The sequence below is a fragment of the Lachnospiraceae bacterium JLR.KK002 genome, from assembly GCA_036941025.1.
GTDB lineage: Bacteria > Bacillota > Clostridia > Lachnospirales > Lachnospiraceae > Petralouisia.
The window spans coordinates 3107212-3126314 of the sequence record JAYMNP010000001.1; the positions used below are offsets into that span (position 1 = coordinate 3107212).

A 19103-nucleotide genomic window follows, 5' to 3' on the forward strand; every position below is an offset into this window, starting at 1 on the left:
CTCCCTTCCTCATTTCTGCAGGATATTTGACTAATCATCCAGAACACTGTCAAAGTCAGCGAAATCGTCCTCCAGTTCCAACGCTTCTTCTTCCTCTTCTTCGATATCCACCAGTTCTTCGTCTTCGCTGAATTCCTGCTTGCTGAAGCCCATGGCTCCGAAGGATTCTTCCTCTTCAAAGGCAAAGTTGCGGTCTCCTGTGATAATGGAATTCAAATCCGTATTGCCGTACTCGCTGGTTTCCATCAGCTCCACTTCTTCTCTGTTTTCGTCCAGAACTTTTACATCCAGGCCCAGAGACTGCAGCTCTTTCAAAAGTACCTTAAAGGATTCCGGAATTCCCGGTTCGGGAATATTATCACCCTTGATTATCGCTTCGTAAGTTTTCACACGTCCGATTACGTCATCAGATTTTACCGTAAGGATTTCCTGCAGGGTATAGGATGCGCCGTATGCCTCCAGAGCCCATACCTCCATCTCACCGAAACGCTGTCCTCCGAACTGGGCTTTTCCTCCCAGCGGCTGCTGAGTTACCAGTGAATATGGTCCGGTGGAACGGGCATGAATCTTGTCGTCTACCAGATGGTGGAGTTTCAGATAATGCATGTGCCCGATGGTTACGGGGCTGTCGAAATATTCTCCCGTTCTTCCGTCACGGAGCCTTACTTTTCCGTCACGGGAAAGGGGCACGCCCTTCCACACTTCCCGATGTCCCCGGTTTTCATAGAGATATTCCATAACTTCCGGCAGGAGTTCTGTTTTATACTTTGTCTCAAAATCTTCCCAGGACAGATTGACATAATCATTTGCCAGGTCCAGGGTATCCATAATGTCATCTTCTCTTGCTCCGTCAAATACCGGAGTCGCAATATTAAATCCAAGGGCTTTTGCCGCAAGGCTTAAATGGATTTCCAACACCTGCCCGATATTCATACGGGAAGGCACGCCCAGAGGATTCAGTACAATATCAAGAGGCCGGCCATTGGGCAGGAAAGGCATATCTTCCACCGGAAGTACACGGGAAACCACACCCTTGTTTCCATGACGTCCCGCCATCTTGTCGCCCACGGAAATCTTACGTTTCTGAGCAATGTAAATGCGGACTGCCTGATTTACGCCAGGGGATAATTCATCTCCGTTTTCTCTGGTAAATACTTTGGCGTCTACCACGATACCGTATTCTCCATGGGGCACTTTCAGGGATGTGTCTCTGACCTCCCTCGCCTTTTCACCGAAAATTGCCCGCAGAAGACGTTCTTCTGCTGTCAGCTCTGTCTCTCCCTTGGGAGTTACTTTGCCCACCAGAATATCTCCGGCACGGACTTCCGCCCCAATACGGATAATCCCTCGTTCATCCAGATCTTTCAGTGCGTCGTCACCCACACCGGGCACGTCTCTGGTAATTTCTTCCGGTCCCAGTTTGGTATCGCGGGCTTCCGCCTCATATTCTTCAATGTGCACGGAAGTATAAACATCTTCCTGCACCAGTCGTTCACTTAATAAAACCGCATCTTCGTAATTATAACCCTCCCAGGTCATAAATCCAATCAGAGGATTTTTTCCCAGTGCCAGCTCTCCGTTGGAAGTGGAGGGACCGTCTGCAATTACCTGCCCTGCTTCTACTCTGTCGCCTTTAAATACAATGGGCCTCTGGTTGTAGCAGTTGGACTGGTTGCTTCGGGAAAATTTGGTCAGTTTATATACTTCCCGCCTGCCTTCTTCGGTGCGGATGGTAATCTCATTGGAAACAGAGCGTTCCACCACGCCGGAATGCTTCGCAACCACGCAGACTCCGGAGTCCACAGCCGCTTTTGTCTCCATTCCGGTTCCTACCGCCGGGGCTTCTGTGGTCAGAAGGGGAACCGCCTGACGCTGCATGTTGGATCCCATCAGCGCACGGTTGGCATCATCATTTTCCAGGAAAGGAATCAGTGCGGTTGCCACGGAAAATACCATTTTTGGGGAAACGTCCATGTAATCAAACATGGTTTTTTCATACTCCTGTGTCTCTTCCCGGTAACGTCCGGACACGGAATTTCTCACAAAATGTCCGTCTTTGTCCAGCGCTTCGTTAGCCTGGGCCACATGGTAATTGTCCTCTTCGTCTGCTGTCATATAGACAACTTCGTCCGTAACCCGCGGATTTTTGGGATCGGATTTATCTATTTTACGATAGGGCGCTTCCACAAACCCGTAATCGTTGATTCTCGCATAAGTTGCAAGGGAGTTAATCAGACCGATATTGGGTCCTTCAGGGGTCTCAATGGGGCACATCCTTCCGTAATGGGAATAATGCACGTCGCGGACCTCGAATCCGGCACGGTCTCTGGACAGACCTCCGGGCCCCAGTGCGGACAGACGCCTTTTGTGGGTCAGTTCGCCCAGAGGATTGTTCTGGTCCATAAACTGGGATAACTGGGAAGAACCAAAGAATTCTTTTACCGCAGCCGTCACCGGTTTGATATTAATCAGGCTCTGGGGCGAGATTCCCTCCAGATCCTGGGTTGTCATACGTTCCCGCACCACACGTTCCATGCGGGAAAGTCCGATACGGTACTGGTTCTGCAGCAATTCTCCCACGGCACGAATTCGACGATTGCCCAGGTGGTCGATATCGTCGTCATTTCCAAGTCCGTATTCCAGGTGCATATTATAATTGATGGACGCCAGAATGTCTTCTCTGGTGATGTGTTTGGGAATCAGGTCTGCCGCATCCCGGTGCAGAGCATTTTTGATATCTTCCAGCGTCTCATTTTCTTCCAGAATGGTTTCCAGAACCGGATAGTACACAAGCTCTGTAATGCCCAGTTTTCTGGCTTCTTCTCTGTCTATATCCACATACCTGGTCACGTCTACCATCAGGTTGGACAGCACCTTGATATTGCGTTCTTCTCCCTGAATCCACACGTAGGGAACCGCAGCGTTCTGGATATCATCTGCCAGTTCTCTGGTGACGGTGGCTCCCTGCTCCGCAATAATCTCTCCGGTGGACACATCTACCACGTCTTCTGCCAGAACCTGTCCGTGTATGCGGTTCCTGAGAGACAGTTTTTTATTAAATTTATATCTTCCTACTTTTGCAAGGTCATAACGTCTTGGGTCAAAAAACATTGCATTAATCAGGCTCTCCGCGCTTTCCACGGTAAGAGGCTCGCCCGGACGGATTTTCTTGTATAATTCCAGCAGGCCTTCCTGATAATTGGTGGCAACATCTTTTCCAAAGCTGGCGATAATCTTGGGTTCTTCCCCAAACAAATCTATAATTTCCTGATTGGTTCCAATTCCCAGTGCACGAATCAATACGGTAACCGGAACCTTTCTGGTTCTGTCAACACGTACATAGAAAACATCATTGGAATCTGTCTCGTATTCCAGCCACGCACCACGATTGGGGATTACAGTGCAGGAATATAATGTCTTACCCACTTTATCGTGTGCAATTCCATAATATATGCCAGGAGAACGTACCAGCTGGCTGACGATTACTCGCTCCGCTCCGTTGATTACGAACGTTCCTGTTTCTGTCATAAGTGGTAAATCGCCCATGAAGATTTCATAATCTTTGACTTCTTCAACTGCCTCTTTGTTGTAAAATCTTACTCTTACCTTTAAGGGTGCGGCGTAAGTTGCATCCCGTTCCTTACATTCTTCGATGGAATATTTCACATCTTTTTCACATAATGTAAAATCAACGAATTCCAGACTTAACTGCCCGCTGTAATCTGCGATGGGAGAGATATCAGCAAATACTTCTTTCAACCCTTCATTGATAAACCAGTTGTAAGAATTCTTCTGAACCTCGATCAGGTTCGGCATTTCCAATACTTCCTTTTGTCGCGAGTAACTCATACGAACGCTTTTTCCTGCTTTAATCGGACGTATTCTGTTTTTCTCCATTGACGGTTCACCTCTCGTTTTCTAATTTATTAACAGTTCCGTGCAACAACCAACAGTAATTCAGCGGTTTTCACCGCCGAATATTTCGTTTCTAAAATACGCTTCCTGTTGTTTCTCTATGATTAATTATAATAAGCACACTTTATCACAATAGTGCACCCTATATGATAGCACAACCGCCGATTTTATGTCAAGGATTATTTTGAAAAACCCTTTCCGCATATCCGCGGAAAGGGTTTTTCATGTTCCGGTATTTATCTGTAATTCATCGGGAACCGCCTGTGTTACGGTACCTGGAATTCGATATCTGCAATCTGAATCTGGTCTTCATCCCTGGTAGTTACGTTAAATGACAAATCCTTCTGTCCGTTGTAAAGCACCATAATCTGGCTGGTGCAGGTACCGTCCTCCCGGAGGTCTGATTTCTGATTCAGCCACTGGATATACTTCCCCTGACTGTCCTTAATTCCTATTTCCGGGTCATTGTGGGGGTCATTATAAGGCTCCTGCCTGAAATCCGGAAGTTCCACTTCTACTATAAGGCCTGCTTTTGTTTTAATACCGCGTTTTACCAGAATGCCGTTTTCTTCTTTATTAATATCAAAGGCTTCGTTTTGGGAAGTATCTACCGTTACCGGGAACCGGAGGCTCCATTCCCCGGCTGCAGTTCCGGTAGTCTTATATTCACCGTTTTCGTCCCAGGCATCCCAGAGATATCCGTCAAGCTGACGTACCGTACAGTCTACCACCAGTGTCCCCTCATCATCCTGTGTCAGTTCAATTGGATGAGCGCTGATATCACAGGGAGCCATCAGGTCTATCTGCTGAGCAGCCACAAAGGTTCCGTCCGGCGATTTTTCAAAGGGCCGCATGACCTCTGAGAGTTCTTCACCGTTGACTTTGATATCGTAAGGTTCCCCGGTCTTTTTCTCAACGACAATTCCGTCTGCGCTGTTTAAATCTTCACGGTCGGTTTTCAGGGTGGTAGTGTAATAAAGGACATAGCCATCACAGTACACGTCGGATACTGAAATGGTAACCCCTTCATGTTCAGCAGTCAGCACATAGCTTTCTTCCTGACGTTTGTCTACTTCTTCCTGAACTGCAACCGCATTTTCTCCGATGGTCTTATATCTCTCGGTGTCCTCCTCTTCGTATTTCTCCCCCTGAGAAGCCTCAATGAGCTTTCCAAACACGCTGCTGAATAATTCCTGTGCCTGAACCGGATTTGCCAGACCGAGCGCTCCTATGCCGATTACGCAGGCAGCCGCTGTTCCTGCTGCCGCTTTCCAGGTTTTTCCTTTTTTATGATTTCTTTTTTCCATTCTTTTTACCTCCATCAAAATTCTCTGTTTATGTCTTTCTTTTTCTTTGGAGGATAATTCTGTTTCTTCATATTCACTAAAATCAGTTTCCACTTCATTCAGTAATCCATAAATATTATTTGCCATACGAGACACCCCTTTCTGCCCTGTAATGCCTGCGGATTCTGTTTTTTCCTCTGGATAAACGGTTGTAAATTACTTCTTTTTTCATTCCCGTTTCTTCACTTACCTGCTCCATGGTCTTTTCTTCCACATATAATTTCAAAAATAATTCCCGGTCCAGAGGTTTCAGACATCCCAGTATCCGTTCCATTTCCTCAGATATTTCTTTTTCCAGTATTCCGGCCAGCATACTGTCCTCCTGGGCAATGGCGGTATCTTCAATATCCACCGTCACCAGTTCCCGCTGATACTGGCGAAGGTAATCAATGGACCGGTATCTTGCAATGGCCGCCGCCCAGTTTTTGAATGAATTTTTACGTTCATCAAACTCAGAAATGTTCTGCCAGATTTTCAGGAGCACATCGTCAAAGCATTCTTCCTGCTTTTCCGGCTGGCTGAAAAGATGTTTGCGGATAATTGCCATGATAAGCCCGCCATATTCATCGATTACATACATGAGTGCTTTTTCATTGTGCAATTGTAATTGCTGAATATAATTCTTTTCTCCAATCTTCATAAAAATTATCCTCTTTTCCAAACCTGCGCGCCGGCTTGTTTTGTCTTACACTTATTATTACGGATGGCAATACGGAAATCTATCAGAATTCTTTTATTTTTTTATTCCCCGCTTTCTGTTCAGATTTTCAAGGCGTTCGGAAACTGCCTGAGCATCCGGAAGACCGGCATCCTGATATATGGCCAGCGCTTTCTGATACAGATTTTCCGCTTCCTGATACTTCCCCTGTGTTTCATACAGACCGGCAAGTCCCTGATAAAAAGCTGCTGTATCCGGATGATTCTCTTCTGTCATTTTCCTTATGGAAATAGCTTTTGTATAACAGTTCTCTGCTTCCTGCAAGCAACTTGCTTTCTGATAAGCATCCGCCAGTAAACCATATGGTCTGGCCAGTTCCGGATAATCCGCACCCAGCTGCTTTTCCAGAATTTTTATTCCATACCACAGCCATCTTATAGACGCCTGATAATTTTCATGTTCTGTTTCTTCTTTTGCAAGCTCCAGCAAGGTATATCCTTCCCGCACCTTCCTCCTGGCACTTTCCGGCTCCTGTATTCTTTCCATATGTGAAATTTCTTCCCCTGAACCTGTTTCGCTCAGCTTCAAAAATAAATGCCTCGTTTCCTCCCCTGCCGCGCATTCCTGAAATATCACACGCAATTTCACAAAAGAATAAAAATCATATGCCCCCGATGCCAGCATATGATCTCCATAAGGCGTAATCAGAAAAATCAGATTTTTTTCAAGCCCCGCCAGCATATCTCTGCTGAAATTCAGGCGTTCCAGGTCTTCCTGACTTTGCACTGCCAGCTGAAAATTGGCAATCAGAAAGGTTGACATTTCCGGCATACCAGTAATTTGCTTCTGCAAAATCTGAAAGGAATATGCACCAGGATTTATTTTATAATCATAAATACCTGTTTTTCTGCCCTTATAGCAATCTACAATTTCTTCCTGAACTGCTTCTTCGGCCACAACCAGATAAATGCCTTTCTCTGATTGAGCCATAATCCAGTCCAGTGTCCTGTATTCTTCCTGATTATGCTCCTTCATTTTCTGTCAGCCCCTGTTCTTCTAAAAATTTTCCAATCAGCGGATGGACATTATGCCAGCGTCTTCCATTATATTCCAGCACTACGGAAGCCTGCAGCATCTTAAGCAGCATTTCCTTATCACTGATCATTTCTTTATTGCCCCGATAAATATCCAGCAGAAACGGATAATCTTTCTTTTCAATACGTCTTGTCAGAGAAGTCTTCAATTCCTCCAGTGCTCTTTGTGCATCCTCCACAGAAACAACAGAATCGTTTCTCCGCTCTGCTCTTTTGGCAGATGTATTAATCCCATAAAAAAGATCCCGCAGAGAACCTCCGGTATATTGAATCAGCAGTTCCAGTACTCCCGGCTCAAACAGTTCCTGACTGGCACGTTTGCTCACGATTTCTTTTACAACTTCAATCCCTTCCTGAAAAGGCCTTCCGTCTATTGATTCGATTTTAATCATGGGCAGGGTTTTGGTTATAAAATAACTTTCCATCGCAGAAAACTTCCCATCGTAAGAAAGGGCTACAGGGAATGTATAAATTACCGGAAAGTCCATTCCGGAAAGGACTGCCGCATAATTATAAAATACCCTCCAGGCATCTTCCGGATTCAGTTTATCCAAATCCTCAAAAATAATAACCGGTTTCCTCCCCTCTGTTTTTTCCGAAATCTTTGCCGCCACCTGGCCAAGCATTTTTATCCATTCACTGGAACGTACACTTATTTTCCTTCTGTATTCTTTTCTCAGTTCTTCATTAAATTTTAAATCTGCTTTCATTTTTGCAAACAGTTTTAAAAGAGCTAAAACACCGGGCGTTTCTGCCGATATTCCTGCCTGGACAGAAGATTCTTCCATTTCCTGGGATATGACAGTTTCCATTCCCTCACTCCAGAAATGTGTAATATCATTCAGAAGTTTTCTGCCAATCCTGCACTGAGATTCTTCTGCAATTTCCAGCAATGCTTCTCCCATTAAAATAAAAAGATCTGAATATACAAGGTTAAATAAATCCAAATCCATACTGCATACAATGGTTTTTACCCGATAACCTTTTGCTTCAAATTTTTCAGACAGCCGATTCAGTTCCGTACTCTTTCCGCATCCTTTATGGCCCAGAAGCAAAAAAGCATTCCCGCCCGTTCCTTCCAGGCAACTGTCAAAAATATCTTCCATGGGTGAACTGTATTTGTCACTCATACGGTACTCCATCGTGTCACTGCAGTAAAACTGCTCCATCTGCTCCGCTCTTAAAGGCTCCGGTGAAAATGCATTTATAATTTCAGATATCCGGTTTGCATACTTCATTTGAGAACTCCTTCCCTTCGAGTGATTTTTTATTATTATATCTCATGTTCTGCTTATTAGCAAAAGTTTTATATACAGAACAAAGCGGACAAGTCCGCATCAACTCCCTAAATCCCTCATTCATGAGGGACTTGGGTGCTTTGTGGCGCCGAGTGCAGTCGCTTTAGCGACTTATACCTCTTGCACGAGTGCGCATCCCGTCCGGAGGGCTTTCTCTTATAGGAAATCTATACGCTTTAACACTTCATAGTAACACGGTATTTCCTATAAGAGAACAGGGCTGCCGCACCGGGATATTTTCATCCCTGATGCGGCAGCCCTGCTTCAAGTCCTCAATCTGCCGAAAACAATTATTTTAAGGTTACTTTAGCGCCTTCTGCTTCCAGTTTAGCCTTAATATCTTCTGCTTCTGCCTTTTCAGCACCCTCTTTTACTACCTTCGGAGCACCGTCTACTACTTCTTTTGCTTCTTTCAGTCCAAGGCCGGTTACTTCACGTACAACCTTGATAACTTTAACCTTGTTCGGGCCAACTTCGGTCAGCTCTACGTTAAAGTCTGTCTTCTCTTCCGCTGCGCCTGCACCGTCTCCGCCTGCTGCCGCAACTACAACGCCTGCTGCTGCAGATACGCCGAATTCTTCTTCACATGCTTTTACCAGTTCATTTAACTCTAATACACTTAACTCTTTAATTGCTTCAATAAATTCTGCAGTTGTTAATTTTGCCATTATAATTTCCCTCCATTTTTATATTTGTTCTGGTTATTTCATACTTCACAATGACTCTGCAACACGCTCTGTTTTCGCCTCCGGCTCGCCAGTCCTGGCTGCTTTCGGTCTCAGTTTAAGCCTCAGCAGTTTCTCCTGCCGGAGCAGCTTCTTCTGCTGCTTCTGCACCGCCGCCCTGTTCTGCAATCTGATTAAGAACACGGGCAAAGTTGGTAATCGGTGACTGAATGCTTCCAAGGAATTTGGAAAGCAGTTCTTCTCTGGATGGAACGGAAGCAATCACTTTAATTCCATCAGCGTCATAAAAAGTTCCCTCTACCACACCTGCTTTTAATTCCAGCGCCGGAGCAGTCTTTGCAAATTTTGCAAGGATTCTTGCCGGAGCAGTTGCGTCATCTTTGGAAACAGCAATTGCATTGGGCCCTTCCAGCAAATCACTCATGCTTTCAAAGTCAGTTCCCTTAAACGCAAAATTCATCAGGGTATTCTTGTATACCTTGTATACCACACCTGCTTCCCGCAGCTGTTTCCGCAGCTTCGTATCTTCATCTACCGTCAATCCACGGTAATCTACCAGCACTACAGACTGGGCATCCTTAATGTATTCGGAAATTTCCTGTACCACAGGCTGCTTTAATTCTACTTTTGCCACGAATTGTGCACCTCCTTATATTTTCTGTAAGATAAAAACCTCTCTGTCCGAGACAGAGAGGCTGAAATCATCTTTCATGGTTTACAGGTACAATGTACCTGTAAATTCCCTCGGCAGGCCACATGGTTACGCCTTCCGGCGCCTGCTGTCTTCGGTCAATATACTTGTCAAGTATAACATTCTATATTTCAGATGTCAACATTAAAACTAAATAAATCTGGCAGTATTGATTTTTACGCCCGGTCCCATGGTAGGAGCCAGGGTAACGCTCTTCAGATACTGTCCTTTCAAAGCGGATGGTTTTGCTTTAATGATGGCATCTATAAGGGTCTGGAAGTTGTCCGCTAATTGTTCTTCTGTAAAAGATGCTTTTCCAATTGGCACATGGATAATATTTGTTTTATCTAATCTGTACTCAATCTTACCGGCTTTGATATCGTTTACTGCTTTGGTAACGTCCATGGTAACAGTTCCTGCTTTGGGGTTCGGCATTAAGCCTTTCGGTCCAAGTACACGTCCCAGACGTCCTACAACGCCCATCATATCCGGAGTGGCAACCACAACGTCGAAATCCAGCCATCCATCGTTCTGGATTTTCGGAATCAGTTCCTCTCCGCCCACATGGTCAGCGCCTGCTGCCAGTGCTTCGTCTACTTTATCGCCTTTGGCAAATACCAGTACCTTAACTGTTTTACCGGTTCCATGGGGTAATACTACAGCGCCGCGAATCTGCTGTTCTGCATGACGTCCGTCACAACCGGTTCTGATATGAGCTTCAATGGTTTCATCAAATTTTGCAATTGCAACCTTTTTAGCCAGGCTGATTGCTTCTGCAGTATCATACTGCACTGTCCTGTCGATTGCTTTTGCAGCCTCTGTATATTTCTTTCCTCGTTTCATTCTAAATAACCTCCTGTGGTAATATCGGGAGCTGTCCCTCCCACGATTTTGCAAATATGGCAGTTACATTCGACTATCGGCTCGCCAGTCGCTGGTTGCTTTCGGTCTATTCCTCAACAGTAACTCCCATACTTCTTGCTGTTCCTGCAATCATGCTCATGGCTGCTTCCAGAGAACCAGCGTTTAAGTCCGGCATTTTCAGTTCTGCAATTTCCTGAATTTTTGCTTTGGAAATGGTCGCTACCTTTGTTTTATTCGGTACTGCAGAACCGGATTTGATATTACATGCCTTTTTAATCAGCACCGGAGCAGGCGGAGTCTTTGTGATAAAACTGAAACTCCTGTCTGAATATACGGTAATTACTACCGGAATGATTAAATCTCCCTGGTCAGCGGTTTTGGCATTGAACTGTTTGGTAAATTCAACAATGTTCACACCATGCTGTCCAAGGGCAGGTCCAACTGGCGGCGCAGGTGTAGCCTTTCCAGCAGGAATCTGTAATTTGATATATCCTTCTACTTTCTTTGCCATTTGGAAATTCCTCCTTCATGTTTCTTTACAGGCATTCCGCGGAACCCTGTAAACTGTGCATCTTATAACTTTCTGATATCTGTGAAACTTATTTCAACCGGTGTTTCACGACCGAACAGGTCTACATTGATTGTAACCATCTGCTTTCCATGATTTATGGACTGGATAATGCCTGCCGTATCTTTCCAGACACCGCCGGTAACTCTGATGGAATCTCCTTCCTCAAAGTCTACAACCACGTGACTTTCAACCTGGATACCCAATGGTCTCATTTCAGCTTCAGTGAGCGGTACGGGTTTGGAACCCGGACCAACAAATCCGGTAACACCTCTGGTATTTCTGACAACATACCATATATCATCATTCATAACCATGTTAATCAGAACATATCCTGGAAACATCTTTTTCTCCACGGTCTTTTTCACTCCGTTTTTCATTTCCACAACACTCTGCATCGGAACCCGTACTTCCAGAATCTGGTCCTCCAGATGCCGATTCTCGATTGTTTTCTCAATGTTCTCCTTGACCTTATTTTCGTAACCCGAATAAGTATGAACTACGTACCAGTTTGCCTCTGCCATAAATCACCTATGCCTCCTATAATTTCACCAGGACATCCACACCGTACTTAATGAATACATCCAATACGGCAATAATCAGACCTAATACAACAGAAGCGGCAACCACAGCCGCTGTCTGCCTGCCAAGTGACTTTTTGTCCGGCCAGATAATTTTGTTAAACTCAGCCTTAAGACCGGTAAACCAACTGGTTTTTGAAGCCTTTTCTGTATTGGTTTCTCCCATTTTTTACCTCCAGTGGTGTACTGTCACACCGTCCCATTACTTGGTTTCCTTGTGTAATGTGTGTGTTCTGCAGAATCTGCAGTACTTTTTCGTCTCCATTCTGTCCGGATGAGTTTTTTTGTCTTTGGTCATGTTGTAATTCCGTTGTTTACATTCCGTACATGCCAGTGTAATTCTTGTGCGCACAACTTCCACCTCCACTTAATTTCTAATTTTAGGCATAAAAAAAAGACCTACTTCCATCGCCTGTCTACTATAGCATATAAGGCCTGTTTTCGTCAATACTTTTGGAGATATTTCAAAAAATAAACACAAATATATTAACAAATTCTCTCCGGCAACCGATATATAGTGTAAATTATATATGACAAACACAAAATTATACAGGGAGTTGTTTTGTGCCCCCGTGCTTCGGCATGATTTCACGGATGAAAGGAGGGGATTTATATGGCCGCTATTGATACTGCTTATCATTATTATCTGAGCACTTATGCAAATCAGTCGGCTTCCCGTTATGATTCGCATAAAAAAAGCGAATTACGCAATATATATAATACAATCGTCAAAATAAATAAAGATGCCCCCCTCTATAAAATTAAACACTCAGGGGATGTTCAGAAATTTGCCATAGACATTAAGGAAAGTACCCGCATTATCAAAAATGTCGTTGCTTCCCTTTCAGATGCGGAAGAAGGCATCGGTAACGCATTTCAGAAAAAAATAGCTGTTTCTTCTCAGGAGGATGTGGTTTCAGCAGATTATATCGGAAACAATAAGGAAACTGACGAACTGGAAAGTTTTCTTATTGAAGTAAAAGAACTGGCATCTCCCCAGATTAATCTGGGTAATTTTCTGGATAAAAATCATCTGACTTTGAAGCCAGGTTCCTATTCTTTTGATTTGGAAAACAGCACTTCCACCTTTGAATTCCAGTTTACCATCAACGCTGACGATACCAATTACAGCACCCAGAGCAAGCTGTCAAACCTGATTACCAACGCCGACATCGGACTGAAGGCTTCTGTGGTGGAAGATGAAAACGGTTTGAGCGCTCTGCAGATTGAATCTGTCTCCACCGGAATTGCCCCGGAAGAACCGTTCCTCTTTTCCATTTATCCTCAGGGAACCAGAGATTCCATCTCTGCTGTGGAATCCCTCGGTATAGACCACGTTTCACAGGAAGCCAGAAATGCCCGTTTCCTTTTAAACGGAGAAGAACGGTCTTCTTATGCAAATACTTTCACCATCAACCATGCTTTTGAATTAAGACTTCACGGAATCAGTGAAGAAGGCAATCCGGCAGTCATTGGTTTTAAGACCAATGCAGACGCCATGGCGGAAAATATTCAGACCCTGGTGGATTCCTATAATTCTATTCTGCACACTGCCAACAAATATTCCGATTCACAGCATCAGAGCGTGAAATTATATCGGGATATGAGCAGTACAGCCTTTGCATTTCAGAACAGTCTGGAAAGTATGGGGCTTCTGGTGGATGATAAGGGCGAAATTTCCATAGATAAGGCTTTGCTGACCGAATCTGTTTCCGAGGACAACGCCGAGGAACATCTGTCCGTATTAAATGATTTTAAAAACCTGTTAAATACCAAGGCGAACAACGCCTCTTTAGACCCCATGAAATATGTGGACAAAATTGTGGTTACCTACAAAAATCCGGTGAAAAATCATCTGGTTACCCCTTATATCACTTCCATTTATTCCGGAATGATGATGGATCGGTATTGCTGATGAATTTCCTGAAATACAGCGCTCATGTTTCTTCATTTTAAGAGATATGAGCGTTTTTCTCTGTGCAGGCGGATTACAAAACACCCCAGCCATTTCGGCTGAGGTGTTTTTATGACATTTTCCATCAGAACTTCAAAAGTCTGTTTACCGTTCCATACTGTTCCTGCTGCTTTCTCTGCATCAGAATCCTGTATTCTTTCAGCAAATCGTCCTTTTTCTTATCAGAAACTGCTTTTCCGTAGTCCAGATCCTCAATACGGCTGTGGGCCGCTGAAGTATTCAGGGATGTATAGGAATTATTGTTGATGGTGTATCCCAGACGATTGTATGTGGCGCCAAGGCTGCTTCTGGCCGAGGATACATTGTTCAATGCACTGTCAATAGCGGAAATATCGAAATTCTCTGTTACATTGTAGCCGGAAATCCCCAGAGAAGCGGATGTGGCATTGGGCATGGTAATATTCATTCCGCTGCCGTCGGGGCCGGACGCCACATGGGCGTTGGTCATGGTTCCGTCTAACAGGTTCTTATTGTTGAACTGAGTGCTGCCTGCTGCAGAAGTAACATACTCATTTAACTGAGAAATCTCCTGCTGTATGGCTGCCCGGTCATCGGGGCCGTAAATGGCCGAATTGGATGCCTGTACGCTCAGTTCCCGCATACGCTGCAGAGAATCGGAAATCATGGAAAGACCTCCGTCTGCCACATTTACCATATCCTGAGCAGTAGCGGCATTTCTGGTGCCCATATCAAGGCCTTTCTGCTGCTTCAGAAGTTTCTGGGCAATGGCAAGGCCTGCTGCATCATCTGCCGCTGAATTGATGCGCTTTCCGCTGGAAAGTTTCTGCGCGTTGCGCTGCTGGTTCAGATGCTGATTTTTGTATAAACTCTGATTCCTGTATAAACTCTGGCTTCTGCCAATGGATGAAATACTCATAATATGCCTCCTTTCTTTTTCTAAAATACTGTATGCTGTTCGCCACTGATGTTATTAGTTTTATTATAGCAAAGGAGGAAATTTTTGCAATGATTATCCGGAAAAATTTTCAGGAAAGGTCATTAATTCCCGGCTCTAATGCACCAGCCGCAGCATCTGCCGTACCCGCACTTCCAGAGAATACCGTTCTTTTGCTTTTTCATAGCCGTTCCGGGCAATTTCCAGACGTTCTTCTTCGTGCTCCAGATAATATCTGATTTTGTCAGTCAGCTCTTTTTCACTGGCATAGATTTCCAGATCTTTTCCAATTTCAAAATACTCCGGTATTTCACTCTGGTAATTGGTCAGCAGAAATCCGCCTGCCCCCAGAATATCCCAGAACCGCAGGGGCAGACCTGTCCGTATGGGTTTGGAAGTAAAGTTCAGATTGATTTTGGACAGATGGAAAACTTTCGGCATGGCTGTGGCAGCGCTGGCAATTCCCCGGTAGCTGGCACGGGGCAGAACACTGAAATCACTGGACGTATACAAATCCAGTTCAAATTCTTCCGACACCCGTTTCAGCAGACGGAGTCTCTCCTGCTCCGTAACCTTGCTGCCCAGATACAGATGGGCCATGGCCGCCCGCTCATTGTGTTCCGCACGTTCCGGAAACTGATAAAAGGGCACTTTTTCTTTGAAAGCCTGCAGAATTTCCTCCGTAATACATTCCTCCAGAAAATTATAGCCGTACACTTTCACCTGCGCTTCTATTACCCCGTCCAGATAACCTTTCAGATAGCTGTCCTCTTTCAGGTAATTGTATGGACATTTCTCCGTATAGAGGGAACCTACAAAAGATACTTCCGCAGCATATTTTTCTCTGTCCTGCCTGGTAATGTGTTCCAGCAAACTGTCCAGACGGACATAATCCGCGCCCAGAGGCAGATAGAAAATCTTCCTGGGGTTCTTCGTATGAAATTCCTCATACAGCGCATAGTCAAACAGAAAAATGCGGTTCCAGGAATTGCTGACAGAATGGGAATACAACTCCATGGCCGGACAGTCCACCACCCAGCTCACATAAGGTATATGAAAAATATTGCACACTTCCGAAATCACCGGAAAAAAGCTGACGCTGAATACCATCTGGTATTCCTGCTTTTTCAAAGCCCCGCTGACCAGGTTCATCTGTCCCCTGGCCCCCAGCTTTTTATTTTTCATTTCTTCCGTGATTTCCGTTACTTTATGCCCCAGTCTGGTCAGAACCGCCAGAATGTCCGGCTCGCAAATACTGTTATATCGGTAAAATAATATATTCATATCATCTGCTTCTCATCATCTGCTTCTCATCATCTGCTTCATTACACATTATAAATATCTGTCTTGTATGCGTTCATATTATGCCGCATCCAGCCGATGGTTTCTTCAATTCCCTGTGCAAAGGTATACTGCTGTTTCCAGTCTGTCAGAGCCTGAATCTTTGTATTATCCCCCAGCAGGCGGTTCACTTCGCTTTTTTCCGGACGCAGGCGCTGTTCATCACAGACAATTTTCGCATTTGGATTAATCTGGGAAATGATTTCCTGCGCCAGCTCTCCGATGGAAATTTCCTGCCTGGTTGCAATATTGATTTCTTCCCCGATGGTTCGGGCCGATTCCGCAATGGCAATAAAGCCTGCCGCCGTATCTTTCACATAATTAAAATCTCTGGTGGGAGTCAGGGAGCCTAATTTTATCTCTTCCTTTCCCGCCAGAAGCTGGGAAATAATAGTGGGTATCACTGCCCTTGCAGACTGTTTGGGCCCAAAGGTATTAAAGGGGCGCACAATGGACACCGGCATCTGAAAACTTCGGTAAAAGCTCTCTGCCAGCCGGTCTGCACCGATTTTTGTGGCAGAGTAGGGAGACTGGCCCTGATAAGGGTGTTTTTCATCAATGGGCACATACTGAGCCGTCCCGTACACTTCCGAGGTAGACGTCACCAGCACCCGTTCCGTTTCTAACTGACGTGCTGCCTGCAGTACGTTTAATGTTCCCTTAATATTAGTATCCACATAGGAATCGGGAGAATGGTAGCTGAAGGGGATGGCAATCAGCGCAGCCAGATGAAAGACTGCGTCCATTCCCTCCATGGCTTCCCGTACCCCGTTGGGGTCCCGGACGTCCCCGGTACATACTTCAATTTCTTTTAATTTATCTGCCGGAAGGCTGTCCAGCCACCCCCAGGTATTAAAAGAATTATAATAAGCAAAGGCTTTTACTTCATAGCCTTTTTCCAGCAAACTCTCTGTAAGGTGGCTTCCGATAAAACCGTCTGCCCCTGTTACCAGTACTTTTTTCATAAACAGTATCCTTTCTGTTCTGATTTCAGATTTCCTGTTACGATTTCAGATTCAGCTTCTGCTCCATACGATGCATTTCCTCAAATTCTCCCATATCCAGAAAAGAATCCTCGCTGATTGGATACATGCCCACCTGGCGGTCTTCTTTTAACAGCCGGTCTGCCAGATCCGTCATATGAAAAAAGGTATCTTTCGGTATTTCCCGCAGCAGCTCCGGGCTCAGAATATACATACCCGTATTTACGAAGTAAGAAATTTTCGGTTTTTCCTCCATGGCTCTGATTCGGCCGTTCTCGCTGGAGTGAACCACCCCGTAAGGCACAATGATGTTTTTCAGGGCTGTTACAATGGTGAGTTCATTTCCTGCTTTCTGATGATACTCATATATATCGGCATAATCCGCATGAATCAGAATATCACAGTTTGTTACAATAATGGGCCTGGAAAACGTCCCCTCCAGCAAAGTAAGGCTTCCCCCGGTTCCCAGCGGTTTGTCTTCTTCCACATACTTCAGGCTGTAATCCCCCATACTTTCGGAAAAATAAGACTTTATCATGTTTTTCCGATAATTTACCGTTACATGAAAATCCCTGACCCCGTATGTACGGAACTCGTTGATAATACGCTCCATAATGGGAATATCCCCGACAGGTATCAGAGGCTTGGGCAAAATCTTTGTATATGGATAAAGACGTGTTCCCTTTCCGCCTGCCATAATCACCACAGGAACCTCTTTCAGGGTATCCCGCTCCTTAATTTTTTCGCCGATTATTTTTTCCTCTTTGAAAATAATATCAATGATCCGGTATTCTGTGGTCACCACCGGCAGGGCAGTGATTACATATTTTTCTATAAATTCCTGCGCTCTGTTTCTTTCTTTACAGTAAATAATTTTGGGATTTTTATTCATAATCCGCCAGATTTCTTCCTGCAGATTTCCTGTTTTAATCAGCCATCTGCGGATATCTCCGTCGGTAATGACTCCGGCCAGCTTTTCCTCCTTATCTGTCACAAATAGAATTCCTTTTGTATTCAAGTCAATTTTCTGCATGGCTTCCACCACAGTAGCGGTCCCGGCTATGAGAAAATCATAAAGTTCCTCCTGTTTCATGGGAAACCTCCTGTTTCCTGTGCTGTCTTCCTGTCAGCAATCCTTGTCAAATATCTGTTCCTTATCCTCAGGGCACATTACTTCACAGTCCTTTTTGTAAAATGCAACGGCATATTTTCTGATCTGTCTGTACCCGTCTTCTGCCAGTTCTTTTGCATAACCTCTTTCATCAATCTGCTGAAGGCCTTTTTCACAGGCTTCTTTCAGTCCGTCAATTGTCTCTGCTATTTTCAGCTCAAATATTATGGCAAATCCATGCCGGCCGGGAGAGCGCATAATAATATCAGCCCTTCCATTTCCTCCGTTAAATCTTTCAAAGGTTACAGGTGCAGGATATGCCCCAGCAAAAACTCTGCCATTGCAAAATCCAGTTCATCATCAATATCAATGGAATGTTCTTTTGACATAATACAGGCATAGCCCCGTTCTCCGTAAAGGGTTCCCTTTTTCACCAACAGCGGTACCGATACGATATACACTGCCCCGTTAATCCGGTAATAGCTGGAGAGTTTCTGTCTGGGGCCGTTGGCCTCTTCCCGGATAAATCCTTTCAGGCATCCGTCCTCCGGCAATGTATTGCTCCACAGGGGCGAATGTTCCACTTCGCATACCCCCACCACACTGTCCGCCTGTTTTTCTTCCAGTATCTGATAAGCAGCGCGGATATCCTGGCTGGTGCGCAGAGGAGATGTTGGCTGCAGCACCGCAAGAGTATCAAATTCTTTTCCCAGCTTCCTGTATTCCTCTAAAACATACCGCATGGCGTCCCAGGTGGTGGCTGTTGTCAGAAGAAAGCTCCGGGCTCCTCAGAAAGGGAACCTCCGCCCCGTACCTTCGAGCCGTCCCGGCATATTCCGGACTGTCCGTGGATACATGCACACAGTCAAACAGGCAGGATTCCAGAGCTGCTTCTATGCTGTAGGCCATCAGAGGTTTCCCGTTTAACGGTTTTATATTTTTATCTTTTAATCCTTTCGAGCCGCTGCGGGCCGGAATCACTGCGATATGCTTCAAAGGCTCCTGCGGGCCGGATTGGCTGCCGCTTATCACAGGCTCCTGCGGGCCGGAATCACTGCTGTTTCTCATATGCTCCTCCAGATCAGATTAACTGCTGT

General features: G+C 45.0%; 19 protein-coding genes, 1 pseudogene and 1 other annotated feature. Of the genes and pseudogenes, 1 reads left to right on the top strand and 19 read right to left on the bottom strand.

Features of this window, described 5'->3' with window-relative positions; all coding sequences use genetic code 11:
* Positions 1 to 30: 30 nt before the first annotated feature.
* The 12 genes from VSQ32_15105 to rpmG form a co-directional block, all read right to left on the bottom strand.
* The gene (locus VSQ32_15105; GenBank protein MEH2944152.1) at positions 31 to 3897 is read right to left on the bottom strand and encodes a DNA-directed RNA polymerase subunit beta; all 3867 of its coding nucleotides are present in this window, start codon (positions 3895 to 3897) and stop codon (positions 31 to 33) included.
* Between the two features lie 284 nt (positions 3898 to 4181).
* The gene (locus tag VSQ32_15110; protein ID MEH2944153.1) at positions 4182 to 5348 is read right to left on the bottom strand and encodes a DUF4179 domain-containing protein; all 1167 of its coding nucleotides are present in this window, start codon (positions 5346 to 5348) and stop codon (positions 4182 to 4184) included.
* Positions 5338 to 5901, bottom strand: coding sequence for a sigma-70 family RNA polymerase sigma factor (locus VSQ32_15115; GenBank protein MEH2944154.1), 564 nt, complete (start codon positions 5899 to 5901; stop codon positions 5338 to 5340). Before VSQ32_15115 ends, VSQ32_15110 begins: the two co-directional genes overlap by 11 nt.
* Positions 5902 to 5994: 93 nt before the next feature.
* Positions 5995 to 6954 carry a tetratricopeptide repeat protein gene (locus VSQ32_15120; GenBank protein MEH2944155.1) on the bottom strand — a complete coding sequence of 320 codons (960 nt, stop codon included), beginning with the start codon at positions 6952 to 6954 and terminating at the stop codon, positions 5995 to 5997.
* A complete protein-coding gene (locus VSQ32_15125; protein MEH2944156.1) occupies positions 6941 to 8251 on the bottom strand; it encodes a hypothetical protein in 1311 nt (436 codons plus the stop codon). The genes VSQ32_15120 and VSQ32_15125 overlap by 14 nt, the downstream gene beginning before the upstream one ends.
* A 350-nt stretch (positions 8252 to 8601) precedes the next feature.
* A complete protein-coding gene (rplL, locus tag VSQ32_15130) occupies positions 8602 to 8979 on the bottom strand; it encodes a 50S ribosomal protein L7/L12 (GenBank protein MEH2944157.1) in 378 nt (125 codons plus the stop codon).
* Positions 8980 to 9094: 115 nt separating this feature from the next.
* Positions 9095 to 9631 (bottom strand): 50S ribosomal protein L10, encoded by a 537-nt coding sequence (gene rplJ, locus VSQ32_15135; protein ID MEH2944158.1) that lies wholly within the window; start codon positions 9629 to 9631, stop codon positions 9095 to 9097.
* A gap of 23 nt (positions 9632 to 9654) precedes the next feature.
* Positions 9655 to 9804, bottom strand: a sequence feature (ribosomal protein L10 leader region).
* Positions 9805 to 9838: 34 nt separating this feature from the next.
* Positions 9839 to 10531 (bottom strand): 50S ribosomal protein L1, encoded by a 693-nt coding sequence (gene rplA / locus VSQ32_15140; GenBank protein MEH2944159.1) that lies wholly within the window; start codon positions 10529 to 10531, stop codon positions 9839 to 9841.
* 106 nt (positions 10532 to 10637) lie between these two features.
* Positions 10638 to 11063, bottom strand: a complete 426-nt coding sequence (gene rplK, locus VSQ32_15145; GenBank protein ID MEH2944160.1) for a 50S ribosomal protein L11 — start codon at positions 11061 to 11063, stop codon at positions 10638 to 10640.
* Between the two features lie 62 nt (positions 11064 to 11125).
* Complete coding sequence (nusG, locus tag VSQ32_15150) at positions 11126 to 11644, bottom strand: transcription termination/antitermination protein NusG (GenBank protein ID MEH2944161.1); 519 nt, start codon at positions 11642 to 11644, stop codon at positions 11126 to 11128.
* A 16-nt stretch (positions 11645 to 11660) separates the two neighbouring features.
* Positions 11661 to 11867: a preprotein translocase subunit SecE gene (gene secE, locus VSQ32_15155; protein MEH2944162.1), complete on the bottom strand. Its 207-nt coding sequence runs from the start codon at positions 11865 to 11867 to the stop codon at positions 11661 to 11663.
* Between the two features lie 36 nt (positions 11868 to 11903).
* Positions 11904 to 12053 (bottom strand): 50S ribosomal protein L33, encoded by a 150-nt coding sequence (gene rpmG / locus VSQ32_15160; GenBank protein MEH2944163.1) that lies wholly within the window; start codon positions 12051 to 12053, stop codon positions 11904 to 11906.
* Positions 12054 to 12314: 261 nt separating this feature from the next.
* Between rpmG and fliD the strand changes: the two genes are divergently transcribed.
* A complete protein-coding gene (fliD, locus tag VSQ32_15165) occupies positions 12315 to 13616 on the top strand; it encodes a flagellar filament capping protein FliD (protein ID MEH2944164.1) in 1302 nt (433 codons plus the stop codon).
* A 124-nt stretch (positions 13617 to 13740) separates the two neighbouring features.
* On the opposite strand, the gene VSQ32_15170 is transcribed toward fliD, so the two are convergent.
* The 7 genes and pseudogenes from VSQ32_15170 to VSQ32_15200 form a co-directional block, all read right to left on the bottom strand.
* Positions 13741 to 14553: a flagellin gene (locus VSQ32_15170; GenBank protein MEH2944165.1), complete on the bottom strand. Its 813-nt coding sequence runs from the start codon at positions 14551 to 14553 to the stop codon at positions 13741 to 13743.
* Between the two features lie 135 nt (positions 14554 to 14688).
* Positions 14689 to 15855: a DUF3880 domain-containing protein gene (locus VSQ32_15175; protein ID MEH2944166.1), complete on the bottom strand. Its 1167-nt coding sequence runs from the start codon at positions 15853 to 15855 to the stop codon at positions 14689 to 14691.
* 41 nt (positions 15856 to 15896) lie between these two features.
* Positions 15897 to 16877, bottom strand: a complete 981-nt coding sequence (locus VSQ32_15180) for an NAD-dependent 4,6-dehydratase LegB (GenBank protein MEH2944167.1) — start codon at positions 16875 to 16877, stop codon at positions 15897 to 15899.
* Between the two features lie 37 nt (positions 16878 to 16914).
* A complete protein-coding gene (locus VSQ32_15185; protein ID MEH2944168.1) occupies positions 16915 to 17988 on the bottom strand; it encodes a nucleotidyltransferase family protein in 1074 nt (357 codons plus the stop codon).
* A 33-nt stretch (positions 17989 to 18021) separates the two neighbouring features.
* Positions 18022 to 18276 (bottom strand): annotated as a pseudogene (locus VSQ32_15190) (PD-(D/E)XK nuclease domain-containing protein).
* Positions 18277 to 18308: 32 nt separating this feature from the next.
* A complete protein-coding gene (locus tag VSQ32_15195; protein MEH2944169.1) occupies positions 18309 to 18749 on the bottom strand; it encodes an acylneuraminate cytidylyltransferase family protein in 441 nt (146 codons plus the stop codon).
* Positions 18703 to 19074: a hypothetical protein gene (locus VSQ32_15200; protein ID MEH2944170.1), complete on the bottom strand. Its 372-nt coding sequence runs from the start codon at positions 19072 to 19074 to the stop codon at positions 18703 to 18705. The genes VSQ32_15195 and VSQ32_15200 overlap by 47 nt, the downstream gene beginning before the upstream one ends.
* Positions 19075 to 19103: the final 29 nt, after the last annotated feature.

Coding starts and splice junctions, on each gene's coding strand:
- VSQ32_15105 (MEH2944152.1), bottom strand. CDS start 3,897: ATGGAGAAAAACAGAATACGTCCGATTAAAGCAGGAAAAAGCGTTCGT.
- VSQ32_15110 (MEH2944153.1), bottom strand. CDS start 5,348: ATGGCAAATAATATTTATGGATTACTGAATGAAGTGGAAACTGATTTT.
- VSQ32_15115 (MEH2944154.1), bottom strand. CDS start 5,901: ATGAAGATTGGAGAAAAGAATTATATTCAGCAATTACAATTGCACAAT.
- VSQ32_15120 (MEH2944155.1), bottom strand. CDS start 6,954: ATGAAGGAGCATAATCAGGAAGAATACAGGACACTGGACTGGATTATG.
- VSQ32_15125 (MEH2944156.1), bottom strand. CDS start 8,251: ATGAAGTATGCAAACCGGATATCTGAAATTATAAATGCATTTTCACCG.
- rplL (MEH2944157.1), bottom strand. CDS start 8,979: ATGGCAAAATTAACAACTGCAGAATTTATTGAAGCAATTAAAGAGTTA.
- rplA (MEH2944159.1), bottom strand. CDS start 10,531: ATGAAACGAGGAAAGAAATATACAGAGGCTGCAAAAGCAATCGACAGG.
- rplK (MEH2944160.1), bottom strand. CDS start 11,063: ATGGCAAAGAAAGTAGAAGGATATATCAAATTACAGATTCCTGCTGGA.
- nusG (MEH2944161.1), bottom strand. CDS start 11,644: ATGGCAGAGGCAAACTGGTACGTAGTTCATACTTATTCGGGTTACGAA.
- secE (MEH2944162.1), bottom strand. CDS start 11,867: ATGGGAGAAACCAATACAGAAAAGGCTTCAAAAACCAGTTGGTTTACC.
- fliD (MEH2944164.1), top strand. CDS start 12,315: ATGGCCGCTATTGATACTGCTTATCATTATTATCTGAGCACTTATGCA.
- VSQ32_15170 (MEH2944165.1), bottom strand. CDS start 14,553: ATGAGTATTTCATCCATTGGCAGAAGCCAGAGTTTATACAGGAATCAG.
- VSQ32_15175 (MEH2944166.1), bottom strand. CDS start 15,855: ATGAATATATTATTTTACCGATATAACAGTATTTGCGAGCCGGACATT.
- VSQ32_15180 (MEH2944167.1), bottom strand. CDS start 16,877: ATGAAAAAAGTACTGGTAACAGGGGCAGACGGTTTTATCGGAAGCCAC.
- VSQ32_15185 (MEH2944168.1), bottom strand. CDS start 17,988: ATGAAACAGGAGGAACTTTATGATTTTCTCATAGCCGGGACCGCTACT.
- VSQ32_15195 (MEH2944169.1), bottom strand. CDS start 18,749: ATGCGGTATGTTTTAGAGGAATACAGGAAGCTGGGAAAAGAATTTGAT.
- VSQ32_15200 (MEH2944170.1), bottom strand. CDS start 19,074: ATGAGAAACAGCAGTGATTCCGGCCCGCAGGAGCCTGTGATAAGCGGC.